Raw genomic sequence first — 16,422 nt, 5'->3', positions numbered from 1 at the left:
ATTTGATAATCCGTAGCTGCCTGGCCTGACTTGCCTATGGTAAATGATGTATTGCCTATACCAGTGTACTTTCTGCTTTGATCTAGGCCGTGTTCATATATTACAAGTGTAATTTTGTAATTTCCTGCAGTGGGAAATGTAAAGTCTTGAATGTCTATTCCTTCAGTGGACATTATTCCTGGCCTCTGTGGGTTATCGCCTACGTTTTCTATCAATACTTTGCCTGTACCATCTTCAATTCTAAATCCGTAGCTGACAAACTTTAGCAGCTGACCACTAGGATCAAAGAAGCTTATCTGCAATGGTATAGAGTTGCCAGCACCAAGATATGAGTCGTATGAGATTTTAGCTGTTGCCCCTGAGTCAAGCTTGATCTCAAATGAATTCTTTGATACTGCAGAGGCTGGCGCAACCTCAAAATTCATAGTAGTCATTCCAGGTTTGACTGTTTTTGCCATGTTGAGGATATCGTCTTTGTTTATCAGAAAGTGTAGTATTGACATGTTCTCATCTGAATATGGGTCGAGTATGAGCTGTCTTCCTACTGTCGGAATTCCGTTAACTTTGCCATCATAAGCAGTAGTGGTGAATTCTTTGAATGTTTTTGGAACTCTTACTTCCTGATGCACAAAGATCTGCTGGTCTTCAATTCTTTCTGCATCCCAGTTAAACGGCATGGAAAATGAGATCGATCTTTTTGCCTGATCAAACTTAAAGTCCGAAATTCTGTCATAATAGGAGACTACAGACGTATCGTACGTTTTTCCACCATATGTTATTTGTTGGTGAGAGATATCTCCTACGCTAAGCCAGGAGTTGAATGTCTTTATGTCGGATTCGGCAAAGATGTTTTTGTCATAGTCTATTCCAAATATCTTGATTTCAAAATGATATAATCCAGATTCAAGCAGGACTGGTGCATGCACGTCTATTCTGTCATTGAAGGCAGTCCAAGCTCCTGGAAGCTGCGGTAGTTCATCTCCATAAACTACAACTTTGTTAACAGGTATGTCCTTTGGGACTATCTTTAACATAAGGTCTCCAGAATGTGCGTGGAAAAGGTTCCTAAGTACGAGTTCTCCATCATGCCACGCGGAGATAAAATAAGACACATGGGGCACAGTCTGGCCAGTGTTTGCATCATAAAGCTTTAGCTGCAGATAGGTATCTCCTACTGTGTCTTGTGTAAGGATTGGCGGATTTATCTTAATGTAAAGCGCAGCCTGTCTGTTTCCAAAGCTTGCAGGAGGAAGCCTTTCTTCTGTGAGGCCATCACCGTATGCGTTATTACTTAGGGATAATGTTTGTAATAAGAGAAATAATGAGAACAATATCGCAGCAAGTTTTCTGTACCTCACATTTTTTTGCCAGATGTAATGTATTTTAACTATTATGACGATTTTTCAAGTCGAAGTTAACTCAAGAAGGGCTTCACTACGTGAAGCGATATTGCGTGGTCATCCAGTAATGTGCCAACCCCTATTGAGACATCTTTTATTCTCACGGTAATCTTCCCAAGATCACTCTGATCGAGATCGTATTTTTGTGCAAGAAGTGATTTTATCTTGTCTTCAGTATTGGAGATTTCTCCGAATGTTGAGGAAATGGTAACATCCAGAACCTTGCGATGCATCTCTTTTGGAATCTTGCCAGAACTATCCTGTATTATGTAGAATGTGATCTTTTCTTCCGCTACCTTGTGTGGAAGCGTTGGAAGGGCGTTAGCTGTATAAAAGACCTGTACTTCAAGCGCATTGGCTGCCTCTTGCGACTCGGGCAGAATTTGCTCATTGCCAAGTCCCTTTAAAGACGCTACAGGTATTCTTATCACTACAAACCCTTCTGCAAGCTCATTCGTGTCAATTGCGAATATGTCCTTGATGTCTTTGCATGTCATTCCAGTTGATTTTTCTGGTTCAAGAGTTCTTAAAATCGCGTTAGATGTTGGGCCATCATTGATTGTTGCTACCCATAAAAATTCAACAGGGTATCCTTTTTTGTTGAGTATGCTAATTGATGTATCATAGTAACCTGGCCTTAGAGGTCCACTATTATCAGAAATTGCACCACAAACGAATTTTGCTGCATATACAACATCTTGTGGAGTCTGAGCGTGTATGGAAAGAGGCAACACTAGAAAACAAACTAAACCAAAAACTGCAATCTTTTTCACGTCAATCTGACTAAAAATCAAACATTAGAATGTTAGGTTTGATGGGAATTTGGGCAAGTTTTTAATATGTTTTGCAGCCAGAGAACAGCATGAAGATCTTGTTGCTATTGGCAGTGTTACCTGCATTTGTTATTCCTGTGCTCGCTCAGGAATTCCAACAGCTGCCAACTGACAAAGGAACTTTGCTTGTCAAAATTTCAACTGATCCAGTAGAACCAAAAATAAACGATCTTACGAAAATGAAGATCGATTTCATAAATCCTAACACAAATGTAATACAGGAACACATAGACTACAAGGTTACTGTCACAAAGGATGATTCGCCTGTATTCGGTCCGATTCCTCTCACTCACACTTCAATTGGAACTGTGACGATCCCTGTCGAGTTTAGGGAAAACGGCGAGCACAAGATCAAAATTGAGGTTGAAGGAATTCTGTTCCAGCCCATACCTTCTGAAACTGTCACATTTACAAAAATAATAGGAGATGCAGCAGCACAGCCTGTGGATAATGGAAATGGCAATGGAGGCTGTCTTATTGCAACTGCAGCATATGGAACAGAAATGTCATCTCAGGTACAGACACTAAGAGAAGTTCGAGACAGCGTACTGCTTAGAACCGAATCTGGCTCTAGCTTTATGGCAGTGTTCAACTCTGCATATTATTCATTCAGTCCGGCCGTGGCCGACTTGGAAAGGCAAAGTCCGGCCTTTAAAGAGGTCGTAAAATTAGCAATCACACCGATGCTTTCAACCATGTCTATTCTCAGCTATGTGGACATAAATTCAGAACAACAGATGTTGGGATACGGCATAGGCATCATATTGCTAAATCTGGGAATATATTTTGCCATACCTGCTGCGATCATAATCAAACTACGCAGGAAATAGAGCCAAAGTAACGGGAATCCTGATAAGGATTTTTATGGATCTCAGATTACATCCAACGCAATGAAGACAATAGCCATAGGCTCCATCTTTGCAGTTCTTGCTTTGATGATGGTAGCTCCATCGGCATTTGCTGATCATGCGACTGTGGAAGTAAGTATTCCAGCAGGCTCATCATCACCAGGATGCGAGACAACCAACGAGTGCTTTATCCCACACGAGGCAGTAATCGATGTTGGAAGTGAAGTGGTTTGGACAAACGATGATACAGCTGCACACACCGTGACAAGCGGGGATATCAAGGCAGGCGGCCCAGATGGAAACTTTGATAGTGGTTTATTCATGGCAGGAAAGACCTTCTCTCACAAATTTGAGGAAGAAGGTGAATTCCCATACTTCTGTCTTGTACACCCATGGATGCAGGGAGTAGTAATAGTCCAGGCAGCGCATGATGACGATCATCATGACAAGATGACAGACAAGGACGGAGAGATGATGGACCATGATGAACCTGCAATAGCAATGACAGCAGACGGATCATGGATGGTCAAGATACACGCAGACAAGCCGACCGCTGGTGAGGAACTAGTTCTCGAAGTAGAATTTGAAAGTGCTGATGGAAAATCAGACCACGCAAACTATGAGATAACTGCCACGCAAGACGGCCAAGTAGTTCTAACTGAGGAAGGACACATACATCCAGGAGACACAGGCTTGCACATTACTGACGCTCTGAGCTCAGATAGCCCAGTGGATGTTCAAGTAACAATACTAGGTTTTGGGTTACCAGATGCTGATCCAGCAACATGGACAGGTCCAAAAGGTGAAACCATCTCAGCACGTGTTGTACCAGAATTTGGTCAGATTGCCATGATGATTTTGGCAGTAGCCATAATCAGCATTGTTGCTGTCACTGCAAGATCTAAAGTAATTCCACGACTTTAGAACAAACTCATTTTCTTTTTATTAATGCCACTACCGCAAGGATTACTCCAGCTGCTCCTATTCCCAAGGCAAACACGGCATAGTCGTATGACTTGCCAAGGTCGGCATCTTGCGCAGGTCCCATACTGCCTGATTTGAGTTGTGCGACATCTTTTTGTAATGAACTCATTGCGTTCTTTAGCTGAGCTAAATCTGGCAGTCCGGAAGCACTGGTAGGCGGAAACGCAAGGAGGTTGATATCTTCCACATCCTCTATTGCTACTTGTTCATTTACTTGCACGCCGTTAATTGTGCCCTTTAGTTCCACAACAAGTGTGCCTACTTTGGTAGGAATTATTTTTGAGTAATAATGGCCAGCTCGCACATCTGACAGAATATCAAGCTGCTTTGATACGCTGCCAGATTTTATGGTAGCAGTCAGATCCCTGAATGCGTTTGTCACACCGCTCCCATCCTGTGTTATCTTGAACACTACTGCGTTCTGCTGGCTTACGAGTGGAGGTTCGTCTCTCCAGCCAACCTCAATCTCATAAGGCCCTACAATGACAGTCTTGTGTGCATACACTGAAGAAACACCTGATGTTACAACAATTACAGCTATAATTGCAATGAAAAGTTTGTTCACTATTACCAGTAGTCCGCATGCAGTTATTTACTTTATGAAAGTGGTAGAATCATCAAACAGAGATAGATTGTTTAAATTAGCAAAATGACCAAATGATAACGTTGAAAAAAATTCTAATAGTTTTATCACTATTTATTGTATTTTCAGTGCAGCTAGTTTATGCTCATCCATTATTGCTAAGCTCCGACCCGGCACAATCTACAGTAGTTGCCGCTGGTACTGATAGAGTGATAATACGTTTTTCAGAAGCAGTAGAGATCGATTTTAGTTACATTCGGGTGTTTGACAGCGATGGGAATCAGATTGACAATAAGGATACAAGATACCTGAACGGTGATGAGTTAGTTCTTGTTGTTACAACACCGCCACTTGGTGATGGGATATACACTGTTACAACCCAAGTCTTATCCAAGGTAGACGGTCACCTAGTCCCATACGCATTCGTTTTTGGTGCAGGAAATGTTGACGTACCTTTACCAGAACACAAGACAGAACAGGTAGTTTACTTTCCAGAGGCAGGAGCGAGATTTCCAGGTCTTGTAGGCCAGACAATAGTTCTTGGCGGTGCGATTGCCGCTCTTGCAATGTGGGGTTCACTTAGTAGGAAAGATCTGATAAGAGAAGATCTCCCAGAACTGCAAAAAACTTTCCAGTCAAAGTTTTTTGCAGTGTTTGGAATAGGTCTGTTTCTTGTATTTGCATCAAATATTCTTATGCTGGTAGTGCAGACAATACGTCTTCAGGCTTCAGCTGCAGATGTGTTACGTACTGCATTTGGAGAAGTATGGATAGTGAGGATGGCAATAACTGTGATCCTTCTTGCGATATGGTTTTTGGTAGAGAACAAGTCTAGCATTTCCCCGAAAAAACAGATGCTCATTGTTGGGATTTCTTTGGCACTGATAAGCACCACGTCAGTGATAGGTCATGGAGCCGCAAGCCAGCAGATCTCCGCTCTTGTTATCGATTACATACACAATCTGCTTGCAGCAGTATGGATTGGTGGCGTTATCTTTTTTGGCTTTGTCCTGCTTCCCACCTTTGCAAGACTAGATGAAACCAAAAAGGAGCTTGCAGCACTAGTTGCGATTCCCAGATTTTCCTCACTTGTTCTGATTGCCCTAGGAATAGTGATTGTGACAGGCCCTACGCTGTTATGGCTACTAGAAGACGATGTGCTTCTTTTGAGCAAGTCATATTATGGATACCTGATAATTGGAAAGATTTTGATCGGCTCTGCAATGGTGGCTTTGGGTGGCTACAACCAAGTAAGAATTCAAAAGCCGGCTGAAAATACCATCAAGACTGGAAACATCAAGGTGTACAAAAAACTCAAGAGATCGCTAAAGGTAGAAGCCGCTCTTGGAATAGTTTTACTTGGCATCGTAGCATTACTAACCAATACATCTCTTCCGACAGGTCAGGCCCAGGAAGTCGAGACTAGTAATGCTGCAGACGGGTTTGCAACCAGTTTGTTTTCCGAGAATGCCAGATTTGATGTAAGTATAGATCCTTTTATCAACGGCCAGAACTCTATATCAATTTCTGCATTAGATCTTGATGGAAATGTCTTAGATGATGTAGAATCCATTAGAGTAAAGATCGCCAACCCGGAAAGAAATATCACTCCAATTGAGATTCCAGTCAGCGGAGAATCCGGTATCTATACGGGCGAGATTACATTTGGTTTTCCTGGCACATGGAACCTTGAGATAATGGCCCAGCGAAATCAGCATGCAAACGAAGTGACAGGCGCAAGTTTGCTCATTAAACCGCGTCTTGCACACATTAAAGCTGATGTAACTGAATATGGCATGCCTGCAGAGGGTGCAGCTCCGCTTTATCCTGCATATGATGGAGACAACACTATTTGGATAAGCGATTCATCTAAAGGACGTTTGTGGAAGTTTTCCATCCCGGAAGAGCAGTTCAATTCGTATGAGTTTGATGGAAAGACTACAGTATTTCTGAAAATAGAAGGATCTAAAATCTGGTTTACCGACACACCTGAGGGAAAGATAGGGTATTTTGATACCTTGACAGAAACATTCACGATAATTCCTTTGCCTGTAAAAGCACTCCCGATTTCATTAGAGTCAGATCTTGACGGGAACATCTGGATTGCCCTTGTAGACAGACATAGTATACTAAAGTACTCTCCACATAGCGGCGAGTTTGCAGAATACAACACTCCAACCAATCCGTCAGGACCAGTAGCACTACTCAGGGATGAAAGTGGAAATATTTGGTTTGCAGAATCTCAGGGGGGAAAGATAGCTGTAATAGATCCCAAATTAGGTAAAATCGAAGAGTTTGTACCTGATGAGCCATTGAAGGAACCGTTTGCGTTGTTTATCGATGAAGAGCAAAACGTGTTAATAGCAGAACATGTAGGCTTGCGCGTAGTTAGATTCAATCCGTACCTTCAGACATTTGACAGCTTCCGTCTGACAGATCCTGAATCACTGCCTTTTGGACTTACGGCAGATAAATATGGCAACATCTGGATTGCTCAGCACACAGTAGACAAGCTAGGCATTTACGATCCACACAATGATGATTTTATCGAGGTTGACATACCGACAAAATCGAGTTTTACACAGTTCGTTACAAGTGACAAAGATGGAAATGTTTGGTTTGTAGAACAACGAGGAAATAAGCTCGGGAAAGTAGAGATTTCCGAAACGCCTCAGTTTGTATTACCACAGGAGGAATACAAGATACGATATTCTGAGCTTGTAACACCGCTTGTTTCGGTTGGAATAGTAGCGTCATCGTTATTCTTTGCAAAAAGTATTCATGATCGGCGCAGGCTGGACTCTGATATAAAATGATGAAAATAGTTTGTTCTTTTTGAACGACAAGGCAGTATTATTCAAGGTTTTACAGTTCTGATACATGCATGCCACTGGACCTTCAGAGCCAAAGAAGGGTTCTGGTTATTTTGCCAAAAGACTAAAAGAAAAGGGCTTAACCGATGATGCTCCGAAAACAGGAAACAAAGCAGATGAACCAGATGTCCAGAGCACGGTAAAGGCTGGACAAATATTTGAAGAAAGTACAAAATCCATTGCAACAATGGCTGATGACGTAAGTGAGACTGCAAAACTTGTATCATCGATGAAAGAAGGGCTTGAACGCGTCACCAAGATCGCCGATCTGTTCACAAACAACCCGTTGTGTGATTCAAGCGGGACTTGCAGTTACAACGGAATCGGATTTTCTTCAAAACCAGATAGTGAAAAAGATTCAGCACAACAAGCAATATCCAACTATGATGATGCTCTTTCAAGTGTTCCTACTGTAAAATCAGCAGAAATTGCAAATCTGAAAACCGATGCAAACACCATAAGAGATGAGCTTCAAGAATTTAGAGATGTCATTAACAGAAAAGAGGCCGAGCTTTTAGAATTCAGGGAAAAGCTCAATCAGGCCAGATCCCAAGCACATAGGTTTTCAATTGACGAGTCTACAAGAAATGAATTGGCAAATTATACCGTACAAGAATTGCAAGAAAATACAGACAAAGTATCAGAATTTGATGCACTTACATCAAACATGGATGATTTTAATTCTATACAAGATACAACCAATTTGGCCACAAAACAGGAAGAGATCAAAGAGAGCGAGAAGAAACTTCTTGAGTTACGTTGGAATATAAAGAAAAGCGAGTCAGAGTATGAGAAGCGAAAAGCTTTGCTTTCTGAGCTTGATGATGTTAGCTCACAGGTGGAAAAGATGGAATCTACACGTAATGCGCTGCGTGATGAAATCAAAAAGCTGGAAGAAATGCACAATGAGCCTAAGCTCATACTAAGAGAATTGGAAAAAAAGATAGAAATTGCGGAAAGAGAGTATTCTGAAAAACAGGCTGCAGTACAAAAAATAGAAGATGTACGATCAGTTCTAGAATATTTAAAACTAGATAGAGACGGACTGAAATCAGAACTAGAACAGATCCGTACGAAAATAAAGGAAAGTGAAAAAGAGCTTCGAGAAAAAAATGCCGCAAACGAAGCACTGGAAGATGTCAGATTTACAGTATCTGCCTTAAGGGCTGAAAAAGAAACTCTTGATGCAGAGATAGAAATGATTCGGGCCAAATTGAGAAAAACAGAACAAGAATTAGAAGAAAAGAGGTTAGAAAAAGAGAGACTAGGCGAAGTAAAGACAATTTTGGCTCACATGAAATTAGAAAAAGAATCTCTTGATGCAGAGATAGAGGAGCTAAAAATCAAAGTAAGCAAGGCAGAGGCAGAATATCGACAGAAAAAAGCTGCTGCAGATGAGCTTCATGAAGTCCGTGAAGTTCTTGCATATCTAAAACCGGAAAGAGAGTATCTCAGGTCAGAGATATCAGGACTGCGCTCTAAAATTGAATTGCTCAATCATAGTTATGATGAGATTTACTCGAAAAAACATCAAATGCAGCTTGAATTTGAGGATCTCAGAATGAAATTAAAAAGACTCGAATCAGAATATGAGGAAAGAAAATTCTCACGTTTCAGCTAGTTTTTGATTTTTGACTTGCACGGTATTTCTTAATACTCCAAAATACTTTGCAACTAGTACGCCCACTAGAATAGCCACAGATATCATAACTATGGTTCCAGACGGTGCAAGATCAAAGTAATATGACAGTATTATTCCTGAAACTACCGAAATAACAGAGATTGATATGGATAATAGCATTGTTGTTTTGAAGCTTTTCCCAAACATCATACTAGTTATGTTTGGTAAGACTAGAAGAGCTGAAATTAGTAGAATTCCCACAAGTCGCATTGATGTGATAACTGTAACGCTAGCTAATGCTACAAACACATAATTGAGCTTGTCTACATCAAGACCATTTATTTTCGCTTGTTCCTCATCAAAAGTCAAATGCAAAAATGATCGCCTCAATATTGCCAATATCGAAATAATTCCAATGCTTATTCCAACTATGAGTGCAGTATCCTCTAAACTTATCAGAAGAATATTTCCGAAAAGAAAGCTGAATAGATCTACTTTGAACCCTCCAGTTATACTGATTAATAGCACTCCGATTCCTAGTCCAGATACCAAAAGTACTGCAGTTGCAGCATCGCCTGAAATTTTTGTACTTTTCCTCAGTTTTGTTATTCCTAATGCACCCAATATCGATACAATAAACGCGGTCCAGAGTGGATACACGCCAACTAACATGCCGATTGAAATCCCTCCAAAGGCCATGTGCGATAATGCATCCCCAAAGAGCGAAAATCTTCTCAGTACAAGAAACAGCCCCATCATGGAACAGATTACGGCGATGACTATTCCTGCAATCAGTCCTTTTTGCATAAAACCATAGCTTAGGATCTCAAATGTCATGTTAATCGTGATGGTGCATATGCATTTGCATCGCAGATTCAGTGTATGTTTTTAACAAATCCTTGTTCGAGAAGAATTCTTCTTTTTCCCCGTGGAAGAATAGTTTCCTGTTCATGCATGCCACACGGTTTGCAAGGTTAGAAATTGCCTCTAGATCATGAGATGACCACACTATAGTGATTTTATTTTCTGTGTTTATTTTTTTCAGAATGTTATAGAATTTGTTTTGCGTTTCAACATCAACACCAGTTACAGGTTCATCCAATATCAGAAGCACTGGATCTTTCACGAGTGCTTTTGCAATGAAAACTCGTTGTAATTCACCTCCAGACAGCTCACCTATACGTCTTTCACTTAATGATTCTAGCCCAACAGTTTTTAGTGCTTCAATAGCTCTTTCATCACTTTTTTCAATTTTTTTATATATCCTATTCCAACAGCACCCACAGTTCTGGAGTAGAGTTGCTCCTTTGTGTAGTTTTTTTTCGGATATAATTCCCATTGAAACTACTTCTTTAACTGTAGCTGGAAAGTTCTGTTCAAAGTTAACTTTTTGAGATACGTATCCTATGAGAGGAAGTAGTGGATAGTAGTGCTTTCCAGAGTAACCAAATAGTTTGATGTCTCCAGTATAATTTTGCAATCCGAGTATGGCTCTGAAGAGAGTCGTTTTACCTGCTCCGTTTGGCCCTACTATTCCAAGCAAATCGCCTTCTTTTACTGAAAAGTTGATTCCGTCTACTGCATTATGTCCATCATATCTGACAGACAAGTTGTCTATTTCCAGAACGTTCATTGACACTCAAGTGCTATCTTTAGATTAGAAATATTTTCCTCCATTTTGGTAAGGTACGTCTTTCCAGTAACAATCTCTTCTTTTGAGAGGCCTTCAAGAGGGCTGAGCATCATTACTTGTGCTCCAGCCTCTTTTGCCAACACTTCAGCTAAGCGCGGATCAACCAAGTCTTCTGCAAATACAACTTTGATATTATTTTCTTTTACAAAATCCACCAATCTTTTTAGTTCTGCAGCACTTGCTTCAGATTCAGGAGCAATTCCTGAAAGCGAGAATACATTGAAGCCATATCGCTTAGCAAGGTAGCTAAATGCGTTATGGAACGGAACGACTGTGTCTTTTTTACAATCCGATAACTCTGATTTTATTTTCAAATCAAGGGCATCAAGTTTTGAGTTATACGCTATGGCATTATTCTCATAATGTACAGCATTTGATGGATCGGCCTTGATAAGAGCTTCTTTGATGACCAATACTTGTTGTTTTGCAAGTAGTGGATCAAGCCATATGTGAGGATCGTATTCAAGATCATGTGAGTGTTCCTGATGAGTGCCTTCATTATGCTCAATTACAGTATGTATTTGCATGATTGCCTCAGCTTCAGTCAATTTCTTCTCTTCTAATTCATGTAGTATGTGCTCAATTTCTTCAATAAGCCCATCATGTTCGTGTTCGTCATGCTCATGTGTATGAATGATTTCTTGTATTGCAATGATTGCATCACTCTCATTCATTTTTTGTTCTTCTAATTCATGTAGTATGTGCTCAATTTCTTCAAGAAATTCTTGAAAATGTTCTTCATGCTCTTCTGCTTTTAGTAAAGTGATTCCGTGAACGGTTTCAACAAACATCACATTGTTGTATTCTCCAGAGTCAATCAGTTTTTGTACATACGGTTCGAATCCACCCCCATTGTACACAAAGATTTTGGCTTCTTTGAGTTTCAGTATATCTCCAGTATTAGGTTCCCAGTCATGAGGTTCTATTCCTAATGGGATAAAACTCGAAACGTCGGCTTTATCTCCGGCGATATTTCTTGAAAACTCGTAAAGTGGATAGAATGAAGCTATAATCCTGATTTTAGAGTTAGTCGAACTTGATTCTTGCAGAGTCGGTACTACATTCTCTATTGTTTGTGTTTGGATAATTAAGATTGCAATGGCTACTGTTACTATGGATACCCCAGTTGCAATGGCGAATAATTTTTTCACACTGTCAGTATCATAGGATTATTAATAAATCTATTTAATATTAATAATTCCTACCATGAGAAAAGAAAATTACTTAATAAGATTAGAGTCAAATTATTAACAATTGATAATACGGTTATATAGTAATTAATAATACTTTCAATATGGCAATTGTCTCAATTTCATTGAATGAGGAAATTCTTGCAGAGATAGATAAGCTCCAAAAGGGTCTAGGATTTTCAGGTAGATCGGAGGTGATTCGGGCAGGGATTAGAACTTTTGTCTCGGAAGAAAAACAAAAAACAGAATTGACAGGTAAACAACATGCTGTTTTGTTTGTCATTCATGATGATGAATATGATGATATTGTATCAGGAATAAAACACAATTACGAGGATTTGATAACTACTCATCTTCATAGCAAGATTGACGGGGAAAGATGTATGGAATTATTTATACTGGATGGCGACGGAAAGCAAATTCGTGGAATCACGCAAGGCTTCCAGACTAACAAGAATATGGATACTGTTAAACTATTTGCAATTTAAAGCGGTCACACGATCAGATATTAATGTTCTATAGTTAATACGTCAGTCACATTATTTTGCAAACTCTCTTCCATATTGAGTATTTCTTGTATTTCTTTTGATGTCGTGGAAATTATTTTTGAAACAAAGAACCATGCATATGTATCTTTCAAATCACCTTTCATAGGCAGCCATTCACCAGTACCAGGACTGAATCGTATTACTTTGGTATCCTTCAATGCATTTCTTAACTTTTCACTTTTCAGATAATAGATGTTAATGTCAGTTAAGGTGCCATCTGAGAAATAAAACGGTGCATAAAAAAGATCAGTATCACCTATTTGAAAAATTGAGCCAGAATGACTTCCTGAAAAATGTAAAACATTATAGAACAGATCTTGTTCCCCAGCGAATTTGTGTGTGTGATAGTTTATCTTCACTTTGTATTCCATACCCATTCCACTCATGTTTTGAATAATCTTAGTTTGTGCTATTTATTATTAAATTTAGCTAATTTATTAATAATTATTAATAAAATTTACCCAATAAATTAATATACAAAACATACCTAGCGAAGTTATGAAAGATTATGAGGCATATGATGTCAAAGCAAGAAAGAAAGTAAAGATAATTGAGCCTAAAATTATTCAATTAAAAAATCACCGATGGGCAATTAAGGGAAAAAGTTCAGCTACCGGTTCAACAGTGTTCAGAATATTGAGTAAAGCAGAGGCGGAGCAGCTTAGAAAGTAAGGCAAGAGGACACAATGACAGAAACGCTTGGTAAAGATACAGTATACCATAGCTGTTGCATGTGTGGTTGTTTTGTACAAGAAAGAGATGAAGGGGGCTACAATAAGATTAAGACGTGGGTAAAAGGCGGCATTGTTTTAAAGACAATATGTAACATTTGTTTAGAAAAATGGATCGTCGGTGAAATAAAAAGCTCTCAACTGATTGGACTTAGAAATACATCGTCAACATTGAGATTTTAGATTAGTTTTAAAACCAAAATTTAATTAAAACATAGTAGTTCAACAGATGAACTTTGCGAAAATTTATAATAATTTTATGCATTATGACAATTCCAATTGTATCAGCATATGGTCATGGATTAGGTATCGACACAATAAAATCCATAAATGTTAATGGGAAAAAAATCGACCTAACAACACAGATTAGCCCCAGTGATGTTTCTGACGATTCAAAAAAAATCATAAACATAATCGTGACTGATGCCACTTCAGGCCAGAACGTTATGAATTCAATAATAGATTTGGGCCTTTATCACGAAGGGAGGTTGATCTTCAGAGAGAATTTTTTTCTAGATGATGGAACAGCGACCATTGAAATAGAAAACGAACGAGGTGAAATATCAGGACACTTTGATGAGCAGATCAATGCGTGGCTGGATACAGAAACACCCATCAGGATACCAAGTGTGTCATTCCAGTCAGGAGGCCTGTATCACTTTGAGATCACCTTTAAGACATTTGAGGGACAACTCGTGTCAAGTCCTATGACATATACTGCTGATGTCACAATAGCCACAAATCATACATATATTATGAAGGACAAGGTTGGAAATGACGTACCGTTTGGCATAAAGTCATACTATGATAAGATTACGGATTTTAACTATGATCCTATTACAAATACAATAACATTTGAAATGCCCTTTGACTGGAGTGAGAAGAACATATCACATCCATTGGTTGTACATGAGGAAGTTCACTTTCCAAAAGAATTCATTGATTTGTTTGTACCAAGCTACATGGGAAAAGCAAACGGAATTGATTTATTCAAATCATCTGTTACCATTGATGACTATTCTGTTGAACATGAGAGGATTGTGCACTTTGTTCTCTCCCAGGACAACATAAGGTATCTAAAGCAGGCACAAAAAGCCGCAGGAATTGAAAGTCCTGAAAACTTGGTATTCACATTGGAGGTGAGTGACAAGGTTGTTTTTCCAGTGATAGCTATGACTAAGAATGAGGAAGTTCAGGTAGATCTGTCATGGGATCCTGTAACCATAGAACCAGGTAAAAACACCAAGTTCATCTTTACATTTCGCAATGCCATGACTGGTGAGCCAATACGCAATACATCGTATGATTTTATTTTAATGCAAGGAGGTAGCGAGATTTACAGAAAGTCAGGAAACGCCCAAATTGGAGGAGGTTTCGTAGACTATACGTTTTCAGAGGGACAAACAGGCCAAACCTCAATAAGGTTCGAGAGAATTGGCGGAACCGATATGAGTACTGAGTTTGGTGTCATGGTGGTGCCTGAGTTTGGCTCATTGGCGTTCATTGTATTATCATTATCTCTGATTTCTGCCTTGCTAATTGGTAAACGGTTTACTTAGTGCCTTTCAAGAAGTTTCTTTGCGTTAGCAGGATCCAGTATTATGAGCATTCTCATCTTCAATCCGCTTGTAGAATAAAATTCAGCAGTAGTTGCTATAAGAGACTGGCTTTCTATTCCTATTTCCATTGCAGGAAATTCTAGCACTGATCTGAATGTGTCCACAGCAAACCCTGGTACATCTGAGAATGTTTTGCAATCCTGCTCATTTGCAAGGGCATTAAAGAAAGACCCGGATAGTATGTTTCCTGTCTCTGAAAGCGATGATCGGCTCAGCTTTGTAAACGAGCCGAGTATTTTTTTGCCCAAAAGCTTTGCGGCAAATCTTCGACCATCCCTTTCAGGCATATAATACAATACTCCCACGTTAATGTCTCCTGTCTGCTTCAGGTATACTGCAGACATGTTAACTGTATCTGAAAATGCAGGAGTTAATTCATCAAGATCAGATATGTCAAGAAGGTGTGTTTTGCCAATCTTGCATTGTATGGACTCTCCCAAAAGGGTAGAGAGGGACTCCACAGTTTTTGTAGAAATGCATTTAGTAAAGATCATCGCTAGTTGATCTAATTCCTTCTCCGTTATCGCAATTACCTGCATATCTTTAGTCACTATCGTTGCCTTAGAACTTTGTTGAGAACCAACCCAACGTTGTTCCTATCAAATGGCTTTACTATGTAGTCTCTCGCTCCAATTTTCATTGCGTCCTGAACAATTTGTTTTTGCTCTACTGATGTTACCATTACCACCTTGGCGGCGGGATCAATTTTCATGATCGCTCGAAGTGCCTGTATTCCGTCTGCTCTAGGCATGTTAACATCCATTGTCACAAGATCGGGTTTTTGTGCCTGATATGCTTTTACTCCTTCCACTCCATCACCTGCTTCAACTACCTCATGTGCAAGGCCGTTTGACTTTATGATGTCTTTTAGTACCGTTCTCATGAACGAGGCATCGTCAACAACTAGTATTTTTTTAGGTCCTACGCTCATTGTTTTGCACCCTTCATCGCTTCCGTTATATCGGAGGTTGAATCCTCCAGCAATTTTGTAACATCAAGCAATACGATAAGTCTCTGGCTTACCTTCACGATTCCCTTGATGTAATTGTTTGAGTCAAGAATGTTTTGCGGCGGATCATCTACGCTGTCAGTCTGAATGCGCATTACGTGATCCACTTCGTCCACCAAAAGTCCTGCAAGTGAATTTCTCAAATCTGCTACAAGGATTCTCTGCTTGGCGTTAGATTCAGCGTTGGATTTCATGCCTAATTTGTCTTTTACATCAATAACAGGCACTATCAAACCTCGCAGGTTCATTATTCCTTTAACATACGATTTGGAGTTGGGAATCTGAGTGATTGATTCTACGGCACGAATTTCTCTTACCTGCTCTATTGGTATGGCGTATTCCTCTTTTTTTTGGCCATCTGTTAGACTGAAAGTTACTACTTGAAAGGAATCCAATGCAGCTTCTTGGACTGACATCAAAATACCCTCCCATTTTTAAATAAATCTACGGATGATGCATTCGTATACATGAGAGTTATTTTTTTGTGAAA

The 16,422-nt window shown here is 39.6% G+C and carries 17 protein-coding genes; 7 read left to right on the top strand and 10 right to left on the bottom strand.

Going from position 1 to position 16,422, the window contains the following annotated elements:
- Together NITUZ_RS00605 and NITUZ_RS00600 are read right to left on the bottom strand one after the other, a co-directional pair.
- On the bottom strand, window positions 1-1,358 hold a 1,358-nt coding region (locus tag NITUZ_RS00605; protein WP_048194185.1), incomplete at its 3' end, for a hypothetical protein.
- A gap of 56 nt (window positions 1,359-1,414) precedes the next feature.
- Window positions 1,415-2,173: a hypothetical protein gene (locus NITUZ_RS00600; protein WP_052370019.1), complete on the bottom strand. Its 759-nt coding sequence runs from the start codon at window positions 2,171-2,173 to the stop codon at window positions 1,415-1,417.
- Window positions 2,174-2,262: 89 nt separating this feature from the next.
- Here NITUZ_RS00600 and NITUZ_RS00595 point away from each other — a divergent pair, with 89 nt between their 5' ends.
- Both NITUZ_RS00595 and NITUZ_RS00590 read left to right on the top strand, forming a co-directional pair.
- The gene (locus NITUZ_RS00595) at window positions 2,263-3,063 is read left to right on the top strand and encodes a CFI-box-CTERM domain-containing protein (RefSeq protein ID WP_048194202.1); all 801 of its coding nucleotides are present in this window, start codon (window positions 2,263-2,265) and stop codon (window positions 3,061-3,063) included.
- A gap of 60 nt (window positions 3,064-3,123) precedes the next feature.
- Entirely contained in the window at window positions 3,124-4,005 is an 882-nt protein-coding gene (locus tag NITUZ_RS00590) for a PEFG-CTERM sorting domain-containing protein (RefSeq protein WP_048194183.1), read from the top strand.
- Between the two features lie 7 nt (window positions 4,006-4,012).
- Here the strand turns inward: NITUZ_RS00590 and NITUZ_RS00585 are convergent, their stop codons facing one another.
- On the bottom strand, window positions 4,013-4,630 hold the full coding sequence (locus NITUZ_RS00585) for a hypothetical protein (RefSeq protein WP_052370018.1): 618 nt from the start codon (window positions 4,628-4,630) through the stop codon (window positions 4,013-4,015).
- 101 nt (window positions 4,631-4,731) lie between these two features.
- Between NITUZ_RS00585 and NITUZ_RS00580 the strand changes: the two genes are divergently transcribed.
- Window positions 4,732-7,464 carry a virginiamycin B lyase family protein gene (locus tag NITUZ_RS00580; protein ID WP_048194198.1) on the top strand — a complete coding sequence of 911 codons (2,733 nt, stop codon included), beginning with the start codon at window positions 4,732-4,734 and terminating at the stop codon, window positions 7,462-7,464.
- A gap of 64 nt (window positions 7,465-7,528) precedes the next feature.
- Window positions 7,529-9,142 (top strand): coiled-coil domain-containing protein, encoded by a 1,614-nt coding sequence (locus tag NITUZ_RS00575; RefSeq protein ID WP_048194181.1) that lies wholly within the window; start codon window positions 7,529-7,531, stop codon window positions 9,140-9,142.
- On the opposite strand, the gene NITUZ_RS00570 is transcribed toward NITUZ_RS00575, so the two are convergent.
- The 3 genes from NITUZ_RS00570 to NITUZ_RS00560 are packed head-to-tail and all read right to left on the bottom strand — an operon-like array spanning window position 9,128 to window position 11,986.
- A complete protein-coding gene (locus NITUZ_RS00570) occupies window positions 9,128-9,949 on the bottom strand; it encodes a metal ABC transporter permease (protein ID WP_048194197.1) in 822 nt (273 codons plus the stop codon). The genes NITUZ_RS00575 and NITUZ_RS00570 overlap by 15 nt on opposite strands.
- A gap of 31 nt (window positions 9,950-9,980) precedes the next feature.
- Window positions 9,981-10,775 carry a metal ABC transporter ATP-binding protein gene (locus tag NITUZ_RS00565; protein ID WP_048194179.1) on the bottom strand — a complete coding sequence of 265 codons (795 nt, stop codon included), beginning with the start codon at window positions 10,773-10,775 and terminating at the stop codon, window positions 9,981-9,983.
- Window positions 10,772-11,986, bottom strand: a complete 1,215-nt coding sequence (locus NITUZ_RS00560; RefSeq protein ID WP_048194177.1) for a metal ABC transporter solute-binding protein, Zn/Mn family — start codon at window positions 11,984-11,986, stop codon at window positions 10,772-10,774. The genes NITUZ_RS00565 and NITUZ_RS00560 overlap by 4 nt, the downstream gene beginning before the upstream one ends.
- A gap of 143 nt (window positions 11,987-12,129) precedes the next feature.
- On the opposite strand from NITUZ_RS00560, the gene NITUZ_RS00555 reads away from it, so the two are divergent.
- A complete protein-coding gene (locus NITUZ_RS00555; protein WP_048194175.1) occupies window positions 12,130-12,513 on the top strand; it encodes a CopG family ribbon-helix-helix protein in 384 nt (127 codons plus the stop codon).
- A gap of 20 nt (window positions 12,514-12,533) precedes the next feature.
- Here NITUZ_RS00555 and NITUZ_RS00550 read toward each other — a convergent pair whose 3' ends face one another.
- Window positions 12,534-12,959 (bottom strand): hypothetical protein, encoded by a 426-nt coding sequence (locus tag NITUZ_RS00550; RefSeq protein ID WP_048194173.1) that lies wholly within the window; start codon window positions 12,957-12,959, stop codon window positions 12,534-12,536.
- Window positions 12,960-13,071: 112 nt separating this feature from the next.
- Between NITUZ_RS00550 and NITUZ_RS10080 the strand changes: the two genes are divergently transcribed.
- A complete protein-coding gene (locus tag NITUZ_RS10080) occupies window positions 13,072-13,245 on the top strand; it encodes a hypothetical protein (protein WP_177309422.1) in 174 nt (57 codons plus the stop codon).
- A gap of 325 nt (window positions 13,246-13,570) precedes the next feature.
- Window positions 13,571-14,863 (top strand): PEFG-CTERM sorting domain-containing protein, encoded by a 1,293-nt coding sequence (locus tag NITUZ_RS00545; RefSeq protein WP_048194171.1) that lies wholly within the window; start codon window positions 13,571-13,573, stop codon window positions 14,861-14,863.
- On the opposite strand, the gene NITUZ_RS00540 is transcribed toward NITUZ_RS00545, so the two are convergent.
- Genes NITUZ_RS00540 through NITUZ_RS00530 form a run of 3 tightly spaced genes read right to left on the bottom strand, consistent with a single transcriptional unit; the run spans window position 14,860 to window position 16,348 of the window.
- The gene (locus NITUZ_RS00540) at window positions 14,860-15,474 is read right to left on the bottom strand and encodes a hypothetical protein (RefSeq protein WP_048194165.1); all 615 of its coding nucleotides are present in this window, start codon (window positions 15,472-15,474) and stop codon (window positions 14,860-14,862) included. The two genes, NITUZ_RS00545 and NITUZ_RS00540, sit on opposite strands and share 4 nt — an antisense overlap.
- Entirely contained in the window at window positions 15,474-15,854 is a 381-nt protein-coding gene (locus NITUZ_RS00535) for a response regulator (RefSeq protein ID WP_048194163.1), read from the bottom strand. Before NITUZ_RS00535 ends, NITUZ_RS00540 begins: the two co-directional genes overlap by 1 nt.
- A complete protein-coding gene (locus tag NITUZ_RS00530; RefSeq protein ID WP_048194161.1) occupies window positions 15,851-16,348 on the bottom strand; it encodes a chemotaxis protein CheW in 498 nt (165 codons plus the stop codon). Before NITUZ_RS00530 ends, NITUZ_RS00535 begins: the two co-directional genes overlap by 4 nt.
- Window positions 16,349-16,422 lie beyond the last annotated feature (74 nt).

Source organism: Candidatus Nitrosotenuis uzonensis, from assembly GCF_000723185.1.
GTDB classification, from domain to species: domain Archaea; phylum Thermoproteota; class Nitrososphaeria; order Nitrososphaerales; family Nitrosopumilaceae; genus Nitrosotenuis; species Nitrosotenuis uzonensis.
Note: the sequence above shows the minus strand (reverse complement) of the source record. Positions and strands in the feature narration are given on the sequence as shown.